The sequence below is a fragment of the Pantoea sp. K16 genome (genome assembly GCF_048452805.1).
Lineage (GTDB): Bacteria > Pseudomonadota > Gammaproteobacteria > Enterobacterales > Enterobacteriaceae > Pantoea > Pantoea agglomerans.
In genome coordinates this window covers 1-17,978 of sequence record NZ_JBLWNV010000002.1, presented here as the reverse complement: position 1 = coordinate 17,978, position 17,978 = coordinate 1, and the positions used below count along the sequence as shown (strand labels likewise).

Sequence of the window (17,978 nt, the reverse complement as noted above, 5' to 3'; positions counted from 1 at the left end):
GATTAAAGTGGCAGGAAGTTATGCTTTGCCTGACCCGATGAGTAGTTTTTCATCGGGTAATTTAAGCAAATTACCAGGTAAATATAATGGATTTCAGGCAGTTTGAAGCCAGAGTGATGCTCTGGCCCGCAATACATTTCACAGCAATCATAAAATCCCGCCATCATGACGAATATGAGATTTATGCGATCGACGATAACAGCAATATAAAAACCCGACTCTTTCTCTGTTTTGCTGACAATGAAAACCACGCCAGCCTGCTTATTAAGCAATTTACGTTATGGCTGTTAAAAATAAACGCGCTGAAGCGCAGCCAGCAGCGGGAAAAAGGCCGCACAGAGACAACATCCTTATCTGAATGAATCGCGTCCGGCTTGCACCGCAGACCAGACGGCGGCTGGTCAGACAGCGGCGAATCATACTAACGCGTCCGGGAAATAACGGGCCGTCTGCGCGTGACGGGTGGCGGACGGCCTGGCTTGTTACCCGCGCCTGGGATAGAATCGCCATTGATTTTGACAGCAACACACCTCCCCAGGCCGGTAACAATGACCACGACAGCCACAACGTATAAAAACAAAGAGCGGGGACGCCCCAGAGAGTTCGGGATCGAACAGGCTCTGGATCACGCCATGATCGTTTTCCGGCAAAAAGGGTATCATGCGGCCTCAATGAACGATCTGGGTGAGGCGATGCATCTCTCCGCAGGCAGCATCTATAAGGCGTTTAAAGATAAGCGCTCGCTCTTCCTGCTGGTATTCGAACGCTATCTGTTGCTGAGAAATAGTGAGTTGCACCGTCGTCTGGCACCCTGTGCCAGCGGGCGGGGGAAAATAACCGAGCTATTGCAATTCTACCTGGATTCGGCACGTGCCACAGAAGGGCGTTGCGGCTGTCTGGTCGTCGCCAGCGCGATTGCGCTGCAGACGATGGATCAGCCACTCGCGCAGCGCATTGATGAGGTCGTTCAGCGTAATCAACGCTTCCTGGTCTCGCTGCTGGAGCTGGGACAACAGGATGGATCTATCGATAACACGCTGGACAGCGAGGCGGCAGCCGGTTTAATTCTCTGTATTGCTTTTGGATTGCGGGTGGCAGGTAAGGTCAGCGATGTGACTAACGAAGAAAAGACGCTGGCGCTGGCATTGAAAGTACTGGGGTAACCAGGCAAGGCTGCTCAATCAGTAAACAGACTTCCCGGACCGGGGCTTCCAGACAGAGAAATTCTGCACTCTCCTTTCCCCTCATCTGATTATGTGCCAGGCTTTCACGCTTTATCCTGTAGCGAAGAAAATTAAGGCGCGTTTCGTGAAAACCTCAATCTTACTGACACTCGTGGCAGCCATTGGCTGTTCTGTTTTTGCTGCCCGTGGTGGGTTTGAAACCCCTACAGCGAAACATCCAAAAACGCTGCAGGTGACTGAAAACGGGGAGCCGCTGACGCGCTGACCGTGACGGCAGGTGGAGAGAAGCCGACGAAGGCCGGTTAATGGCCAGATGGCAGGCCGATGAGTGCAGAGCAATAGCACTCATCAATCTGCGTGGAAGCCGTTTCAGGCGGACGCAGGAGCCGGGTGCAGAGCGTTGCAATTCACGTTCTGGTCACGTTCTGGCCGACATGCACTATTCCACTGTCACGCAGGCCCAGCGTCTCTGGCTGTGAGGCCAGGCGCGTGCCCGGCACCCTAAATAAACAGCAATGACCCGCACATGACTAACGATAATCTTTAAGATTAACCGGTGCCTGTCCGGTCTCGACCAGCCAGTTTAATTCGGCACGGTCGCGCGTTGAGGATTCGATAAAACCTTTGAGCCAGTTGCGCGCATCGGCAATCTGCGTGACCCGCTCATCGTTGCGCTCCTGTTCAGCCATTTCGCTCAGCTGGCGAATCAGTGCTACCAGCGTAATCTCCTGTTCGTCAAACGCCAGATTAATTGCAGCTTCACCAAGAATCATATGACCCGTTGTTTTGTCGTGATAAACCATCTGCACCCTCCTGATTAAGTAGCGATATAAAGAGTCTAGTTAAAGGCGCTCTGGACTAAAAGGTGGGAAACAGCAGGGCGCTATGATTAAAAATTACCGAAAATAAAGTGAACCTTTAATCGAGGCGGTAAACCACTCATATCAAAGCATAAAAACAGGCTGAGGTTTTTTGTGAGAAATAAGCTGAGCTATTATGCTGGTTAAAAAAGCTCGGAACTGCCGGAAATTCAGATAAGGCCGGAACGGCGTATTTCGTTATCAGATTATTATCTGCACCACTATCCGTACGGTTGCCTGCCATATTATGGCCACGCCGCAGCGGATATTTCTGATTTATAAACCACCGGGGAATAAAACCGGGCCTGTGCGCCACTTCGTGCCAGGCGCAGACAAAAATAAAGCCGCCCGTGGGCGGCTTTATTCATCGGGCAACAGCGATCGGATTATTTCTTCGGTACTTCAGAGACCGCTTTAACGTCCGCTTTATTAATCTGCTGCTTCACGCCATTTGCATCGGTATAAGCCAGCAGGCCGGCATCCGATTCAGAAGGCTTGCCATCACTAATAATGGTGCGTCCATCGTTAGTCTGAATCGCATAACTGGTACGGGTGCAGCCGGTTAATACGGTCATACCAATCAATGCGGCGAGAGGTAAAATCAGCGCTTTTTTCATCTTATTCACCTTATATTAGTTGTCGAGTTCACTCATATTACTGATCTCATTACGATTGATCTGCTCAGTTTTTCCTGTCTGAGCATCGCGGTAAGAAACCAGACCAGTATCTGAATCAATCTGCGGTTTGCCATCGGTGACAATCGTGCGGCCATCGGTGGTCTTAATCGACTGGTTTGAGGCACAACCTGCCAGCGTACCTAAAGAGAGAGCCAGCAACGCAATGGCTGACAGGGATTTCATTTTCATTTTTTCTGCTCCATGAAGTATATCCGAACGTTTACAGCATAGTCGGCTTTATCAGGTTTGCTGGCCCTGTCGCGTCTCGCTGCCTGTTTTTTAAACAAAACCGGAGTGTGTGGTGCTGATTAGGGGGTATGACGACGTGAAATAGCATTTATTGCAAATGTACCCAGCCGTTCTGTGCCATTTCAGCAGAAGACGCGCTGTATCAAAATAAGATCGATGCTGATGCGGGAAATAAGCACGGCAGCCAGAGCGGATATTTCCGTAAAAGCCAGAATAGCTGTGCGGAAATAGTGAGCATGTGGGGGAATGTCTGGCGGGATTCACGGGTCCGATACCCTGAAGGCTATCGGACCCGTGGAGAAGCGGATCAGAGGATGGAGTCTTCGCCCGCTTTGGCGGCCGCTTTTTCTGCTTTCATGGCGCTGACCGGGTCTGATGCACTCAGCCAGCGGTCAAATTTCTGGTAGGTGTCGATAAAGGTTTTAAAGTAGCTGCTGGCGATGGTGGCATTCTCTTTGTGGTTCATAAACGCCACTGCCAGCTTAAATGCATCTTCGTTATCAAATTTCATGTTTGTCTTCCTCGCTTAAGATCTATAGAGCGTAGCCTGAGAACGCGGCCTGTGCATTCAGACAACCGTCTGAAAAGGCGCAATAATTCAGCCTGACTGACAGCATCTGCCAGATTGGCGTGGATTCCCACTTACTTCGCGCCCAATCCTTCTTATAATGCCAGCTTCACTCGTGAAGGAGACCCGCTTATGTTGAAAGGATTAACCGTTGCCGCGGTGCTACTGCTGTCAGGCTGTAGCCTGATGCATAAAGAGCCGCCGTCGCCGCAGACCCTGCACTATCGCTGCGGAACCATGCCCCTGACCGTGACGCTGGACGAGGCGCAGCAGCAGGTCAGTTTCATCATGGATGGGCAGCCTCTGACGCTGAAGCAGACGGTATCCGCGTCCGGCGCACGCTACAGCGATAACACCTATGTGTTCTGGTCCAAAGGAAACGGCGCATTTATCGAACGTAACGATAAAATTGTCGTGAATGATTGTGAGCTGCAACCTGCCAGCTGACTTGTTATCTGAATAGGCGAGCATTATGAGCGACAGCGAAACGCTACACACCATTGCCCATCTGCGGCGTGAATATACCCGCGGTGGATTGCGTCGTAAGGATCTGCCGGACGATCCGATCGCGCTATTTGAACAGTGGCTAAGCCAGGCCTGCGAGGCAAAACTGCCCGATCCTACCGCCATGACCGTGGCAACCGTGGATGAGCAGGGCCAGCCATGGCAGCGTATCGTGCTGCTGAAGCACTACGATGCGCAGGGCATGGTGTTTTACACCAACCTCGGCAGCCGTAAGGCGCTGCAGCTGGCGCACAATCCGCGCATCTCTCTGCACTTCCCGTGGCACTATCTGGAGCGTCAGGTGATGGTGCTGGGTGAAGTGGAAAAACTGTCGCCCCTCGAGGTGCTGAAATATTTCCACAGTCGTCCGCGCGACAGTCAGATTGGTGCCTGGGTGTCGAAGCAGTCAAGCCGTATTTCGGCACGCGGTATTCTGGAAGGAAAGTTCCTGGAGCTTAAACAGAAGTTCCAGCAGGGCGAAGTGCCGCTGCCCAGCTTCTGGGGTGGCTACCGGGTGAAATTTCACACGATGGAGTTCTGGCAGGGTGGCGAACATCGTCTGCACGATCGTTTCATCTATCAGCGCGATCACGACGGCTGGAAAATCGACCGTCTGGCACCCTGAATCTGCACGATTCGCCCCTATCAGCGCTGGCACAGAAAGCGTCAGCGCTTTATGCTATAGCCCTGATTTTTTTCGATTCCGCAACTCAGCGGAAAGCTGTGTACCAGCATAGGTGCAGTCTGATCAATTTGGAGTCAGTAATGACCAGCAGTAACCTGATACAACAATTGCAGGAGAGGGGCCTAATCGCCCAGGTGACGGATGAAGACGCGTTAACAGAGAAACTGGCGCAGGGGCCAATTTCGCTCTATTGCGGCTTTGACCCCACTGCTGACAGCTTGCATTTGGGCCATCTGGTACCGCTGCTCTGCCTGAAGCGTTTTCAGGATGCCGGCCACAAGCCGGTGGCGCTGGTCGGTGGTGCAACCGGCCTGATTGGTGACCCGAGCTTCAAAGCCGCAGAGCGTAAACTTAATACCAGTGAAACCGTCAACGAATGGGTTGAAAAGATCCGCCAGCAGGTGGCGCCATTCCTCGACTTCGATTGCGGCAGCAACAGCGCCATCGCTGCCAACAACTACGACTGGTTTGGCGGCATGAACGTGCTGACCTTCCTGCGTGATATCGGCAAGCACTTCTCTGTTAACCAGATGATCAACAAAGAAGCGGTGAAGCAGCGTCTGAACCGTGACGATCAGGGCATCTCCTTTACCGAGTTCTCCTATAATCTGCTGCAGGGCTATGACTTCGCCTGTCTGAACGAGCTGCACGGTGTGTCGCTACAGATTGGCGGTTCTGATCAGTGGGGCAACATCACCTCCGGTATCGATCTGACCCGTCGTCTGCATCAGAACCAGGTCTTTGGCCTGACCGTTCCGCTGATCACCAAGTCTGACGGCACCAAATTCGGTAAAACCGAAGGCGGCGCAGTCTGGCTGGATGCGAAGAAAACCAGCCCGTACAAGTTCTATCAGTTCTGGATCAACACCGCGGATGCTGACGTCTATCGCTTCCTGAAGTTCTTCACCTTCCTGAGCATGGAAGAGATCAACGCGCTGGAAGAAGAAGATAAAAACAGCGGCACCGCGCCACGTGCGCAGTACGTGCTGGCTGAGCAGGTGACGCGTCTGGTGCATGGCGAAGCCGGTCTGTCTGCGGCGAAACGCATTACTGCCAGCCTCTTCTCCGGATCCGTGAGCGAAATGACCGAAGCCGATTTTGAACAGCTGGCGCAGGATGGTATGCCAACTATCGTGCTGGGCGCTGACGATGATCTGCAGCAGGCGCTGGTGAAAGCAGAGCTGGTGCCGTCCCGTGGCCAGGCGCGCACCATGATCGGCTCCAATGCCGTTTCACTGAACGGTGAAAAGCAGTCCGATGCGGAGTACCGCTTCAGCGACAGTGACAAACTGTTTAACCGCTATACGCTGCTGCGTCGCGGCAAGAAACATTACTGCCTGATTAATTGGCAGTAAGATTTCAGGGCCGGTTTCCGGCCCTTTTTTATGGCAAGGCAGGACAGGGCAAACAAGTGAAAAATATTTTAGCGATTCAGTCGCACGTTGTTTTTGGTCACGCTGGTAACGCGGCGGCTGAGTTTCCGATGCGCCGTATGGGCGCAAACGTCTGGCCGCTGAATACCGTGCAGTTTTCCAACCATACGCAATATGGCCACTGGACCGGCACGGTGATGCCTGCAACGCATTTAACCGACATTGTTAAAGGCATTGCTGACATCGACCGCCTGAAGACCTGTGACGCGGTCCTGAGCGGATATCTGGGCTCGGCAGAGCAGGGCGAGCAGATTCTGCAGATTGTCCGTCAGGTCAAAGCGGCCAACCCGAATGCCTGGTACTTCTGCGATCCGGTCATGGGCCATCCGGAAAAAGGCTGCATCGTGGCGCCGGGTGTGGCGGAGTTTCACTGTAAAATGGCGATGCCTGCCAGCGACATTATCGCTCCGAACCTGCTTGAACTGGAGATGCTGAGCGAGCGCACCGTCACAGACGTCGACGCGGCGGTAGACGCTGCGCGGGCACTGATTGCCCAGGGACCACGCGTAGTGCTGGTGAAGCATCTGGCGCGTGCGGGGCGTCGCAGCGATCGCTTTGAAATGCTGCTGGTGACGGCTGAAGATGCCTGGCACATCAGCCGTCCGCTGGTCGATTTCGGTGTCCGTCAGCCGGTCGGCGTGGGCGATCTCACCAGCGGTCTGCTGCTGGTTAATCTGCTACACGGCAAATCATTGCAGGATGCGCTGGAGCATGTCACCGCAGCGGTATACGAGGTGATGCTGAAAACCCATCAGATGGGCGAATATGAACTGCAGCTGGTGGCGGCACAGGATGCCATCGCCACGCCGACGCAGCACTTCGCGGCAGAAAAACTGTAACGCATCAGGGCCGGATAACCGGCCCTGTTGACTCAGGCTAAGCCTTCCGCTTTAAGCGCCGCCTGCACCGCAGGACGTTCCGCGACACGATCAAACCACGCGCCCAGCGCCGTAAAGCCGGATAAATCCAGTCCCAGCGCTTTTGCCCAGCGCGTCACCACAAACAGATAGGCATCCGCCACGCTGAAATGCAGCCCCATCAGCCACTGTTTGTCGCGCAGTGACTCATCGACATAGCGGAATTTTGCTTCCAGCTGGCTGCGGGTCTGCGCTTTCACCTCATCGGAGTAACCGGGGCGAAACAGTGGCCCAAAGCTTTTATGCAGCTCACTGCCGATGTAGCTGAGCCACTCCACGGTGTGATAACGCGTCAGGCTGCCAACCGGTGCCAGCAGATGGCGATCGGGCTTAAGATCCGCCAGGTACTGAACAATGGCAACGCCTTCTGTCAGCACAGAACCGTCGCTGAGCTGCAGCGCGGGCACCTGGCCTTTAGGATTGATTTGGCGGAAGTCATCGCCCCGTTCAGTGATTTTTGTGGCCAGATCAACACTCACCTGAGTGAAGTCGAGTCCGCATTCACGCATAACAATATGGGGTGAGAGAGAGCAGGCACCCGCTTTGCAAAACAGTTTCATGACCAGGTACTCCTTGTTGCAATGGGATCCTTGCATAGTAAAGAGTCAAAGCGGGATTACCAGTGACAAAGATCAGGGATCTGCGAAGGGCGTTGCGGCAAGCCATAAAAAAAGCCGGGCAGAGCCCGGCTTAGCTGAAGTGCAGCGTGAATTACGCCTGCACGTTATTTTTTTTCGCGTCAGGATCCTGCGCCATGCGGTTCAGCATCGGCGCCGTAATCAGCATCAGCAGGGCGATCACCGCCGTCACGATACCAATCTGCTGGAATACGCGGCTGTAGGTCGCCAGCGAAATCAGTGGATCGGTGACGTTTTCAGGCACGGCCATCAGGTTTGCCACTTTACCGGCAATCACCGCCGCGCCAGCGGTAGTCAGGAACCAGGAACCCATGATAAAGCCCATCAGACGCTGAGGCACCAGCTGTGCCACCATCGCCAGGCCGAGGCCAGAGATCATCAGCTCACCGATACTCTGCAGCGCATAGCTCAGGATCAGCCAGTTAACGGAAACGATACCGGCATCGCTGGCGAACTTCGCACCCACCGGCAGCACCAGGAACGCAGCGGAGCAGAGCACCATACCAAAGGCAAACTTGTGCGGCATCGGCAGTTTATCGCCCAGCTTGTTGTAGAGCGCCGCCAGCAGCGGACTGGCCAGCATAATCCAGAACGGGTTCAGCGCCTGGAACTGCTCGGGGGCAAAAGTAATGCCGAGAATGGTGTGCTCAACGTTGCGGATAGCAAAGAAGTTGAGTGACGTTGGCATCTGCATATAAAGCACGAAGAACAGAATCGCTTCGACCATCAGCAGGAAAGCAACAATCATCTTACGACGTGCCGCACCCTGCAGTGCAAAGGCCTCTTTGGCAAACACCAGCACGATACCCAGGGCAATCACGGCCAGCACCAGTCGTGCGATAGACTGGTGATGCAGCATCCAGTTGGCCAGTGCGATCAGTACGACGATGCCGACCAGCGTCATCAGCAGTTTTCCGATCTGCAACGGAGCGAAATCGGGTTTAGAACCGTAATCCTTAACCATGCGTTTGCAGAACAGGAAGTTAAACAGGGTGATGATCAGACCGATAACGCACAGTGAGAAGGCTACGCTATAACCATATTTCGCCGCTAACCACGGTGTCAGCATCATTGAGAAGAGTGAACCGATGTTGATCGACATATAGAACATGGTGAAAGCACCGTCGAGACGCGGATCATCTTTGTCATAGCAGGTAGAGAGCAGCGAAGAGGGGTTTGCCTTAAACAGGCCGCTACCCACCGCGATGGTCGCCATACCGATGTAGACAATGCTGACGTTATGACCGGAGAACGCCACCAGCGCATAGCCCAGCGCCAGCACCAGGACACCCAGCACGATGACGCGTTTGGTACCCAGCACCTTATCACCGAGCCAGCCGCCAATCGCGACCAGACCATACACCAGCGCACTGAATGAAGAGAACAGGGTAATGGAGTCTGATTCAGACAATCCCAGTTGCTTCACCAGGTAAACCGCCATAATGGCCTGCAGGCCATAGAAGCCAAAACGTTCCCATAACTCAATCGAGAAGATTAAGTAGAACGCCTTCGGCTGTTTAAACGCATTGAGACTGACAGCCTCATCAGTGTGTTTGTTTGCAGTTGACACATGTACCTCAGTTTTTTCATACCCTGTTTCGGGACAGGAATTAAGTCCGCGTCATGTGAGTTTTCCATGCGCAAGATTGTTATTAGAAGGGAAAAGCGGCGACTAATTTGGCTGATTACGGGCGGCAGGGCAAGAATTTTCTGACAACCCGCCCGACCCTGGAATGTTGGGTTAAAAAACTTATAGCAAACTGTTAATTGGTTTTTAATTTTGAGTGTAGTGAAAATAGCAGCGCATAAACGCTGGATAAGCGCCTCGCACTGGAGAGTATTAACATTAACTGCTAATGCGCGGTTAACCAGATAAATAGTTTGCTGAATGATAATCAGGCAGCACTAACGGCAGGTTGCTGGTTAATCCACAGTCAATCTGCCGAATTATCGGACATTACACGCCTGGCATTGCCGCAAAAAACGTCAAATGATGATCCTGTGCACAAACAGATGATTTATTTCAGAAAGGAAAAAAAGAAACCGGTTGCGTCGTCTCGTCTGACGCGGGAGCTGAGGGGGCTCGCAGGCGCAGGCAAGATAAAAATCAGCTCAGCCTGCCGGTGAAAAGCCGCCCGTGCGTGTTAAAAAACGTATCGCGATAATCCGCTTTCAGCTCGCCCTCGACAGAAAATTAACATTACTGTAACCTCTCCATTTCCCCGAGAAGGATCTGTTTATGTCGTCCCCCCTGCGTTTATCTCTGGTTGGTGACTACCGCGCCGATGCGGTTGCCCATCAGGCTATCCCCCTTGCTATTGAACGTGCTGCCCGCTGGCTGAATATCACCGCTGAAGCGGAGTGGATCGCCACTGACCGACTGGATGAGTCAGAACTGCAACTCAGCGACGCCGTCTGGGTGGTGCCCGGTAGCCCCTATCGAAATGATGCCGGCGTGTTTGACACACTCCGCTGGGTGCGTGAAACCGGAAAGCCTTTTCTTGGCTCCTGCGGTGGATTCCAGTATGCGCTGATCGAATATGCGCGCAACGTACTGGGCTGGCAGGATGCCAGTCATGCCGAGACAGACACCGAGGGGAGGATGGTGATTGCCCCGCTGAGCTGCTCGCTGGTGGAACAGCGCGGCACGGTGAGGTTCGAACCCGGGTCACGCATTGCCAGAGCCTACGGCGTGCTGGAGAGCGATGAAGGTTATCACTGTAACTTTGGTGTTAACCCGGAATTCAGTGCAGCGCTGGGCGATAATACGCTGCGCATTACTGCCTGGGACAACGCGGGCGATGTGCGTGGCGTTGAGCTACCAGATCACCCATTCTATGTCGCGACGCTGTTTCAGTCGGAACGCGCCGCACTGCAGGACAAAGATTCTCCGCTGGTGATTGCCTGGATGCAGGCGGCGCTGGCGCAACGCTAAACGCGATCACTCTGTGACACTGTCACAGAGTGATGCTCATCAGCGCAGCATGGCCGGACGTTTTGCGTTAAAGGACCAGTTATCGATCAGAAACTGCATGCCCAGCGCATCGTTTCGGTTTTTGTCCGGTAGGGAGTTGTAGAGCGCATGTGCCGCTTCAACCCGTTCCATATTCAGGGTAATCCCCAGCCCTGGCCCCTCTGGCAGTTCCAGATAGCCATCCCGAATCTGCGGCGCATGCTGCGTCAGCTGCTGACCATCCTGCCAGATCCAGTGGGTATCAAAGGCGGTCAGGCGATCACCGGGTGCGGCGGCCCCCAGATGCGCCACCATCGCCAGCGACACGTCAAAGTGGTTGTTTGAGTGGCAGCCGGTGGTCAGGCCCCACTCATGGCAGAGCTGCGCCACGGTGTGTGCGTTACGCATCGTCCAGAAGTGTGGGTCGGCCAGGGGGATGTCGATGGCATTCAGCTGCAGCGCATGCTGCAACTGTCGCCAGTCATTGGCGATCATATTCGTGGCAACCGGAACGCCGGTGGCCCGCCTGAATTCTGCCAGCGTTTCCCGGCCGGAATAGCCATGCTCCGCGCCGCAGGGATCTTCCAGATAGGGAATGCGGCCCGCCAGCTGTTTGCCATAATAAATGGCCTCATCCAGCGACCAGCTGGCGTTGGGATCAACCGTTACCCGCGCCTGCGGGAAGCGCGCCAGCAGGGCATTGACCGTCTCCACTTCCACTTCGCCGTGATGTACACCGCCCTTGAGTTTGAAATCGCGGAAGCCATAGCGCTCCGCTGCCGCCTCCGCCAGCCGCACCACGCCTTCCGCGTCCATCGCTTTCTCATGACGCAGTTGCAGCCAGGCATCACCACCCGCGTGGCCCGCCTGATAGTTCATGCTGGTCAGGTTACGGTCGGCGATATAGAACAGATAGCCGAGGACCGGCACCCGATCGCGCTGCTTGCCGCTGGCAAGTAACTCGGCCACCGGCAGATTCAGGTGCTGACCCAGCAGATCAAGCAGCGCCGCTTCAATCGCCGCGGTGGCGTTGTAAAACTTCTCCGGGTTCATCTGCGGAATATGAATGTCGTCGGTATGCGCGGTCTGCTGGTGTCGCGCGTCGCTGGCAAACAGCGTGGCGATGGTGGCATTCAGCCGCAGGAGTTCGCTGCCCTCAATCTGCGGACGAAAGCGCTCAAGCAACGCCAGCGTTGAAGCGTGACAGGGACTTTCGCCGACGCCGGTACGGCCAGCCGAGTCAGTCAGGATCACCAGGATACGGGTAAAGTAGCAGTTGTGTGCGCCGCCAATGTTCAGCAGCATGCTGTCATATCCGGCGACCGGCACTACCCGCATTGTTTTAATGACTGGACTGTCTGACATGTTGATTCTCCATAGGATCAAGGGAAGGCGGGGATGGCTTGCGGCGCAGCAGCAGCCACAGCCCGGTCAGCAGCGAGACGCTGGTCAGCGCATAGAGACCGCCGGTAGTAGAGCCGGTCTTCATCTCCAGATAGCCAAACACCGTCGGTGCGAAGAAGCCGCCAAGGTTGCCAACGGAATTCACCAGCGCAATGCCGGGCGCGACAATCGAGGCGGGCAGCTCTCCCTGTGGCATCGGCCAGAAAAAGGTCGCGCTGACTTTCGAGCCGATACAGGCCACGATCATCGCCAGGAAGCCAAACCACGGGGAACCCAGCGTGGCCATAAAGGTACCGCAGGCCGCGACCAGCATGGCGACACCCAGCGCTTTATCGAGCTTGTCGCGGTGGCGGTCTGAAAAGCGGCTCAGCAGATTAATAGCAATAATGGCGCACAGCCAGGGCACGGCGGTGAGAATGCCGATGCCAAAACTGCTGAAGCCCTGAATGCGCTGAATAATCTGCGGCAGCCAGAACACCAGCGTATAGCCGGTCATGGTCATAGTGAAAAAGATCGCGCAGAAGAACAGCAGGCTGCGATTACGTAGCAGCGACATTTTGCCTGGCTCGCGGTTAAGCTCGTCACGCTGCGTCTCTTCATTCTGCAGCTGCTGCACCAGCGCCTGTTTCTCCGCAGCACTCAGCCAGCGCGCCTCGCCAGGTCGTGACACCAGCACCCAGGCGGCGAGAATGCCGACCAGCACCGACGCACCGCCTTCGAGAAACATCACCCACTTCCAGCCTGCAATCCCCATGAAATTGTGCATCATCAGGATCGCGCCGGTGATGGGGCCGGAGAAGAGAAAGGCGCCAGCGGTGGCACTCAGCACCATCGCGGTGGCGCGGCCGCGCCAGGCATTGGGCACCCACTGACGAAAATAGAACAGCACGCCAGGAAAGAAGCCTGCTTCCGCTACGCCAAGTAAAAAACGCAGCAGGTAAAACTGGATCGGTGAGGTGACGAAACCGGTCAGGACCACCACCAGTCCCCAGGTAATCATAATGCGCGTCAGCCAGACGCGGGCGCCGAAGCGCTTCATCATCAGGTTGCTCGGCACCTCAAACAGCGCATAGCCGATAAAAAAGAGGCCCGCGCCCAGCCCAAAGGCCGCCGCGCTGATCCCGGCATCGGTGCGCAACTCCGCTTTGATAAAGCCAATATTGGCGCGGTCGATCTGGTTAATAATCAGCATCACCACCAGCATCGGGATGATATGGGTGAAGAACTTTTTGATGGCGGAGGCGATCAGCTCATCGTGCTGCGGGGACAAGGCGCTATCCATCGGTCTTCCTCGTGAGAAACGTAAAGAAGAGCAAAGTGTAGGGCGCTGAAAAGGCCAGCTCTATGGGCATCCGCCCAGGAGCCGATGGGCGTACGGCCTGGACGGTTGTGTTATCAGTATGTTACGGAGTGGCGTGGGCGAAGCGGCAGAGTAAAACTGTGGCAGCGATCAACTTCTCAGGACCAGGGTTGAGGGGAGACCTGAATGCCAGAAGTCGCGCCGACAGTGAAAGATGTAACAGTGCGGGCAGACAGGTTTCAGCCACTGAACTGACGGCGCTGGGCAATCTCTTCAGCACGCAGCAGCAGCGCCTGCAAATCATCCTCGTCAATATCCAGCAGTTCACCGTCCTGTAAAGCCTGATGCAGATCCGCACGCGTCAGCGGGACCGGCATGGCTACCGGATCGGGTTTAACTTCTTCCGGGGCCAGCGGATGCGGATAGCGACGACCGGCCAGATTATTAAACAGCAGAGCCAGCAGGGCCAGGGTCAGTGAGTTGAGCAGGATCGGCGTCAGGACAAAGTGATATCCAAGCTGCTGCACCGAAGGGCCGCCCAGAATAGCGGTCAGCGCAACGGCACCGCCGGGCGGATGCAGACAGCGCAGCTGGAACATTAACAGGATCGCCACACAGGCTGCGACGCCGCAGGCAAGGGCAGGATCCGGGATCAGCTGGCTGACGGTAACGCCCGCCAGCGCTGACAGGCTGTTGCCGCCGACGATTGCCCACGGCTGAGCCAGCGGACTGGCGGGCAAACCAAAGAGTAAAACCGCCGAGGCACCGACCGGCGCGACAAACCACAGGTTCAGTTCGCCCAGCACCCAGTGGCTCAGCAGGCTGGTCAGGATCAAGCCGATACCGGCACCCAGTCCGGCGATCACCACATGCTTTTTACTCACTGCCAGCGGATGTGGCCAGAGGCGCGCCAGAAACAGGCGCAGAGGATGGCTTCCGGCAGAAGCGCTTTTGTTCATTACTTTACTCACTGTGTCATAACATTTTCTTATCGTCAGGGGCGGCGATTTTCCATCATCAACATCAATGTAACAACCCGACAAACTGTACTGTTATTCGTACGAACAGGGAGAGCAGCGAAAAGGGGGATCGGGCAGGAGACGCGTTAGCAGAAGTGATCGCCGGATAATAAAAAACCCGCCGCAGCGGGTCTTTCATCAGTGCAATCACTCGACTTTGTCGGGATACTCGCAGAGATCTTCAATCAGGCAGGAGCCACAGCGGGGTTTACGCGCTACGCAGGTGTAGCGACCGTGCAGAATCAGCCAGTGATGGCAATCAACCTTATACGCCGCCGGAACCACCTTCAGCAGCTTCTGCTCCACCTCTTCCACATTCTTACCCGGCGCAAATTTCGTCCGGTTGCTGACGCGAAAGATATGAGTATCGACGGCAATCGTCGGCCAGCCAAAGGCGGTGTTGAGCACCACATTGGCGGTTTTACGGCCGACACCGGGCAGGGCTTCCAGTGCCGCACGATCTTCCGGCACTTCGCCGTTGTGCTGCTCAAGCAGAATGCGGCAGGTTTTAATCACATTTTCCGCTTTGCTGTTAAACAGGCCGATGGTTTTAATGTACTCCTTCACGCCATCCACACCCAGCGCCAGCATCGCGGCAGGCGTATTGGCCACCGGATAGAGCTTTGCGGTGGCTTTGTTCACGCTGACATCGGTCGCCTGCGCCGAGAGCAGCACCGCGATCAGCAACTCAAACGGCGTGCTGAAGTTGAGTTCGGTGGTCGGATGCGGATTATTCTGCTGCAGCCGGCGGAGAATTTCGGTGCGTTTGGTCTGATTCACACCGGTTTCCCGACAGCGTCCTGAGGGGGCGCGGTTTCAGCCGCCTGAGCACGCAGTGCTGCCCGCTGTTTCATCTTCTGATCGATCAGATATTTTCCGGCCAGCATCATGCCCAGGCCGATAAAGGCGCCTGGCGGCAGCATCGCCAGCAGCATTGGCGAGTCGAAATGGACCACTTCGATACGCAGCGACTTCGCCCAGGGACCGAGCAGCTGGTCGGCACCGTTAAACAGGGTGCCGCTGCCGATAATTTCGCGCAGCGATCCCAGCACCACCATGGCGCAGGTCGCGCCCATGCCGATGGCGAAGCCATCCAGCGCGGCAAGCGGGATGCTGCTTTTAGAGGCGACGGCTTCAGCACGACCAACCACGATACAGTTGGTCACGATCAGCGGGATAAAAATGCCCAGCGACTGATAAAGACCATAGGCATAGGCGTTGATCAGCATCTGTACACAGCTCACTACCGAGGCGATGATCATCACATATATCGGGATACGAATTTCCGATGGCACCCAGCGGCGCGAGGCGGAAATAAAACTGTTAGTCAGGGTCAGCACCAGCGTGGTCGCCAGACCTAAACCCAGCGCGTTGGTGGCGGTTGCCGTAACCGCCAGCAGCGGACAGAGGCCCAGCAGCTGCACCAGCGCTGAGTTGTTCTTCCATAATCCACCGACCAGCAGGCTTTTAGCTTCACTCATTTGCGTCTCCACATACCGGTAACGAAGAGAGTCTCTCCGGAAGCGTTTTCATTAACAGCGCGGTGCGTTTGGTTGCATTGACCACCGCGCGTGGGGTAATGGTGGCACCGGTGAACTGATCGAATTCACCGCCATCTTTTTTAACCGCAAAAGCTTTATCCGCCGGACCATGAACCACTTTGCCATTAAAGCTGTTGATCCAGTCAGAGATACGCAGTTCGATCTTATCCCCCAGACCGGGCGTTTCGTGGTGTTCAATCACCCGCACGCCCAATACTTTACCCTGGAAATCGGCACCGACCAGCATCTGTATCGCACCAGAATAGCCGTCAGGTGCAGTCGTCTCCAGCGCAGCCGCGACCGGCTGGCCACCTTTACGCGCCAGGAAGAGATGGTGCGGCGCACTGTTGCCCAGCGCTGCATCCGTGACAACGTAACAGTCCTGCTGGATGTTGTTGTCATAAAGCTCAACAGGCACCACCTGGTCCAGCAGGTTTTTCTGCTGCAACAGGGTCTGATGTTCCACCGTCGGCCTGGTTACGGTATTTACCACTGCCGTGGCGGCGGTGGTGATCGCGGCAAAAATCGCCAGCGTTACCCCATTTTTGCGAATCGTCTCCAGCATCGCTTAATCCTTCTGATGGCCGTAAACGCGCGGCTGGGTGTAGTAATCGATGAGCGGCACACAGATGTTCGCCAGCAGCACAGCAAACGCTACGCCATCGGGATAACCGCCAAAGCTGCGGATCAGCCAGACCAGCAGTCCAATCAGCGCGCCATACACCAGGCGGCCACGGTTGGTGGTTGAAGCGGTCACCGGATCGGTGGCAATGAAGAACGCACCCAGCATGGTGGCACCGGAGAAAAGATGAATCAGCGGGCTGTTCAGCGATTCTGGTGAGAAGAACCAGCCCAGCGTCGCGCAGAAGGCCAGTGACAGCAGCATGGCGGCAGGGACATGCCAGCGGATAGCATTTTTCCACAACAGGAACAGGCCGCCGGCCAGATAACCCACGTTAACCCACTGCCAGCCGAGGCCCGCCAGCACGCCGCTGTAAATCGGCTGCGCCAGCAGATGTTCAGCACTGTGACCCGCGCGTAAACCAGTTTTAAACGTATCAAGCGGCGTCGCCTGGCTGATGCCATCGACACCCATCTGTAGCTGCTGCATGGTTTCACCCGCCAGCGTGTGGCCCCGGAACACCATGCACAGGCTGTCCATCAGCCCGGGTTTGATCGCCTGAAGCGTATCGGGCGGCAACCAGCTGGTCATCTGCACCGGGAAGGAGATGAGCAGGACCACATAGCCGACCATCGCCGGGTTAAACGGGTTCTGGCCCAGTCCGCCATAGAGTTGTTTCGCAATGACGACAGCAAACAGGGTACCGATCACCACCAGCCACCACGGCGCCAGCGGCGGCAGGCTGATACCGATCAGGACGGCGGTCAGCAGCGCCGAGTTATCCGCGAGGGTGCTGGCAACGGGCGCTTTGCGCAGTCGCAGAATCGCTGCCTCTGTCAGCCAGGCGGTCAGCGTCGCCAGTAAGACCTGTAAAAAGGTGCCGTAGCCAAAGAAATAACACTGTGCAGCAAAACCTGGCACCGCGGCCAGCACCACCAGCAGCATGATATTGCCGGTGCTGCGGCGATTATGGGTGTAAGGAGAACTTGCGATACGAAAAGCCATTTAATCCTCAAGCGTCGTAGACGACTGCGCTTTACGCGCTTTGGCACGGGCGATGGCGGCAGCAATAGCGGCCTTGCGCGCATCATCGGGTTGATTCAGTTCAGGTGCCTGTTCAGGTTCTGCATTGGCGTTGTTTGCCTGCTCCTGGGCCTGCTCCGCTTTATCCACCGCAAAATGCGCGGCGGTGGCCAGTGCTGCGGCATCACGTGAAGCGGCATCCGCCTCACTTTCCGCCTGTGCGGCTTTCTTCGCTTTGGCGCGGGCGATAGCGGCCTGAACTGCGGCTTTACGCGGATCGATTTCAGCGGCGGCGTCCGGCGCAGCCTCTGCAGCGCTGTCGCCTGCGGCCTGTGCCTCACTTTCCGCCTGTGCGGCTTTCTTCGCTTTGGCGCGGGCGATAGCGGCCTGAACCGCGGCTT

At 55.8% G+C, this 17,978-nt stretch carries 20 protein-coding genes and 1 pseudogene; 7 read left to right on the top strand and 14 right to left on the bottom strand.

The window, feature by feature from the left end; all coding sequences use genetic code 11:
- The first annotated feature begins 86 nt into the window (after positions 1 to 86).
- Both ACK13D_RS02780 and ACK13D_RS02775 read left to right on the top strand, forming a co-directional pair.
- Positions 87 to 362 (top strand): hypothetical protein, encoded by a 276-nt coding sequence (locus ACK13D_RS02780; protein ID WP_010245454.1) that lies wholly within the window; start codon positions 87 to 89, stop codon positions 360 to 362.
- Between the two features lie 186 nt (positions 363 to 548).
- Positions 549 to 1,163: a TetR/AcrR family transcriptional regulator gene (locus ACK13D_RS02775; RefSeq protein ID WP_022625720.1), complete on the top strand. Its 615-nt coding sequence runs from the start codon at positions 549 to 551 to the stop codon at positions 1,161 to 1,163.
- A gap of 551 nt (positions 1,164 to 1,714) precedes the next feature.
- Here the strand turns inward: ACK13D_RS02775 and ACK13D_RS02770 are convergent.
- The 4 genes from ACK13D_RS02770 to ACK13D_RS02755 all read right to left on the bottom strand — a co-directional run bounded on the left by ACK13D_RS02770 (position 1,715) and on the right by ACK13D_RS02755 (position 3,481).
- Entirely contained in the window at positions 1,715 to 1,987 is a 273-nt protein-coding gene (locus ACK13D_RS02770) for a hypothetical protein (protein ID WP_022625718.1), read from the bottom strand.
- Between the two features lie 443 nt (positions 1,988 to 2,430).
- Positions 2,431 to 2,661: a YgdI/YgdR family lipoprotein gene (locus tag ACK13D_RS02765; RefSeq protein ID WP_010245445.1), complete on the bottom strand. Its 231-nt coding sequence runs from the start codon at positions 2,659 to 2,661 to the stop codon at positions 2,431 to 2,433.
- A 15-nt stretch (positions 2,662 to 2,676) separates the two neighbouring features.
- A complete protein-coding gene (locus ACK13D_RS02760; RefSeq protein WP_010245442.1) occupies positions 2,677 to 2,910 on the bottom strand; it encodes a YgdI/YgdR family lipoprotein in 234 nt (77 codons plus the stop codon).
- Positions 2,911 to 3,277: 367 nt separating this feature from the next.
- Complete coding sequence (locus tag ACK13D_RS02755; protein ID WP_003848989.1) at positions 3,278 to 3,481, bottom strand: hypothetical protein; 204 nt, start codon at positions 3,479 to 3,481, stop codon at positions 3,278 to 3,280.
- 189 nt (positions 3,482 to 3,670) lie between these two features.
- Between ACK13D_RS02755 and ACK13D_RS02750 the strand changes: the two genes are divergently transcribed.
- The 4 genes from ACK13D_RS02750 to pdxY all read left to right on the top strand — a co-directional run bounded on the left by ACK13D_RS02750 (position 3,671) and on the right by pdxY (position 6,999).
- Positions 3,671 to 3,985: an MliC family protein gene (locus tag ACK13D_RS02750; RefSeq protein WP_250488574.1), complete on the top strand. Its 315-nt coding sequence runs from the start codon at positions 3,671 to 3,673 to the stop codon at positions 3,983 to 3,985.
- Positions 3,986 to 4,010: 25 nt separating this feature from the next.
- On the top strand, positions 4,011 to 4,667 hold the full coding sequence (gene pdxH, locus ACK13D_RS02745) for a pyridoxamine 5'-phosphate oxidase (protein WP_010245431.1): 657 nt from the start codon (positions 4,011 to 4,013) through the stop codon (positions 4,665 to 4,667).
- Between the two features lie 140 nt (positions 4,668 to 4,807).
- Complete coding sequence (gene tyrS / locus ACK13D_RS02740; protein WP_010245429.1) at positions 4,808 to 6,082, top strand: tyrosine--tRNA ligase; 1,275 nt, start codon at positions 4,808 to 4,810, stop codon at positions 6,080 to 6,082.
- Between the two features lie 56 nt (positions 6,083 to 6,138).
- Positions 6,139 to 6,999 (top strand): pyridoxal kinase PdxY, encoded by an 861-nt coding sequence (gene pdxY / locus ACK13D_RS02735; protein WP_010245428.1) that lies wholly within the window; start codon positions 6,139 to 6,141, stop codon positions 6,997 to 6,999.
- Positions 7,000 to 7,031: 32 nt separating this feature from the next.
- Here pdxY and gstA read toward each other — a convergent pair whose 3' ends face one another.
- Together gstA and dtpA are read right to left on the bottom strand one after the other, a co-directional pair.
- The gene (gstA, locus tag ACK13D_RS02730) at positions 7,032 to 7,637 is read right to left on the bottom strand and encodes a glutathione transferase GstA (protein ID WP_033757533.1); all 606 of its coding nucleotides are present in this window, start codon (positions 7,635 to 7,637) and stop codon (positions 7,032 to 7,034) included.
- Between the two features lie 151 nt (positions 7,638 to 7,788).
- On the bottom strand, positions 7,789 to 9,285 hold the full coding sequence (gene dtpA / locus ACK13D_RS02725) for a dipeptide/tripeptide permease DtpA (protein WP_010245419.1): 1,497 nt from the start codon (positions 9,283 to 9,285) through the stop codon (positions 7,789 to 7,791).
- A gap of 669 nt (positions 9,286 to 9,954) precedes the next feature.
- On the opposite strand from dtpA, the gene ACK13D_RS02720 reads away from it, so the two are divergent.
- Positions 9,955 to 10,650 carry a CTP synthase C-terminal region-related (seleno)protein gene (locus ACK13D_RS02720; protein WP_418795632.1) on the top strand — a complete coding sequence of 232 codons (696 nt, stop codon included), beginning with the start codon at positions 9,955 to 9,957 and terminating at the stop codon, positions 10,648 to 10,650.
- A gap of 39 nt (positions 10,651 to 10,689) precedes the next feature.
- Here the strand turns inward: ACK13D_RS02720 and ACK13D_RS02715 are convergent, their stop codons facing one another.
- From ACK13D_RS02715 to ACK13D_RS02680, 8 genes and pseudogenes are all read right to left on the bottom strand, one after another.
- The gene (locus ACK13D_RS02715) at positions 10,690 to 12,033 is read right to left on the bottom strand and encodes an enolase C-terminal domain-like protein (RefSeq protein ID WP_010245413.1); all 1,344 of its coding nucleotides are present in this window, start codon (positions 12,031 to 12,033) and stop codon (positions 10,690 to 10,692) included.
- Positions 12,011 to 13,354, bottom strand: a complete 1,344-nt coding sequence (locus ACK13D_RS02710; protein WP_111533766.1) for an MFS transporter — start codon at positions 13,352 to 13,354, stop codon at positions 12,011 to 12,013. Before ACK13D_RS02710 ends, ACK13D_RS02715 begins: the two co-directional genes overlap by 23 nt.
- A gap of 257 nt (positions 13,355 to 13,611) precedes the next feature.
- Positions 13,612 to 14,331, bottom strand: a complete 720-nt coding sequence (locus ACK13D_RS02705) for an HPP family protein (RefSeq protein WP_010670074.1) — start codon at positions 14,329 to 14,331, stop codon at positions 13,612 to 13,614.
- Between the two features lie 207 nt (positions 14,332 to 14,538).
- Positions 14,539 to 15,171 carry an endonuclease III gene (nth, locus tag ACK13D_RS02700; RefSeq protein WP_010245402.1) on the bottom strand — a complete coding sequence of 211 codons (633 nt, stop codon included), beginning with the start codon at positions 15,169 to 15,171 and terminating at the stop codon, positions 14,539 to 14,541.
- Positions 15,168 to 15,872: an electron transport complex subunit E gene (locus ACK13D_RS02695; RefSeq protein WP_010245400.1), complete on the bottom strand. Its 705-nt coding sequence runs from the start codon at positions 15,870 to 15,872 to the stop codon at positions 15,168 to 15,170. Before ACK13D_RS02695 ends, nth begins: the two co-directional genes overlap by 4 nt.
- Positions 15,865 to 16,497 carry an electron transport complex subunit RsxG gene (rsxG, locus tag ACK13D_RS02690; protein WP_010670075.1) on the bottom strand — a complete coding sequence of 211 codons (633 nt, stop codon included), beginning with the start codon at positions 16,495 to 16,497 and terminating at the stop codon, positions 15,865 to 15,867. The genes ACK13D_RS02695 and rsxG overlap by 8 nt, the downstream gene beginning before the upstream one ends.
- 3 nt (positions 16,498 to 16,500) lie before the next feature.
- Positions 16,501 to 17,559 (bottom strand): electron transport complex subunit RsxD, encoded by a 1,059-nt coding sequence (rsxD, locus tag ACK13D_RS02685; RefSeq protein WP_187510824.1) that lies wholly within the window; start codon positions 17,557 to 17,559, stop codon positions 16,501 to 16,503.
- Positions 17,560 to 17,978 (bottom strand): annotated as a pseudogene (locus ACK13D_RS02680) (electron transport complex subunit RsxC); the annotation flags it as partial.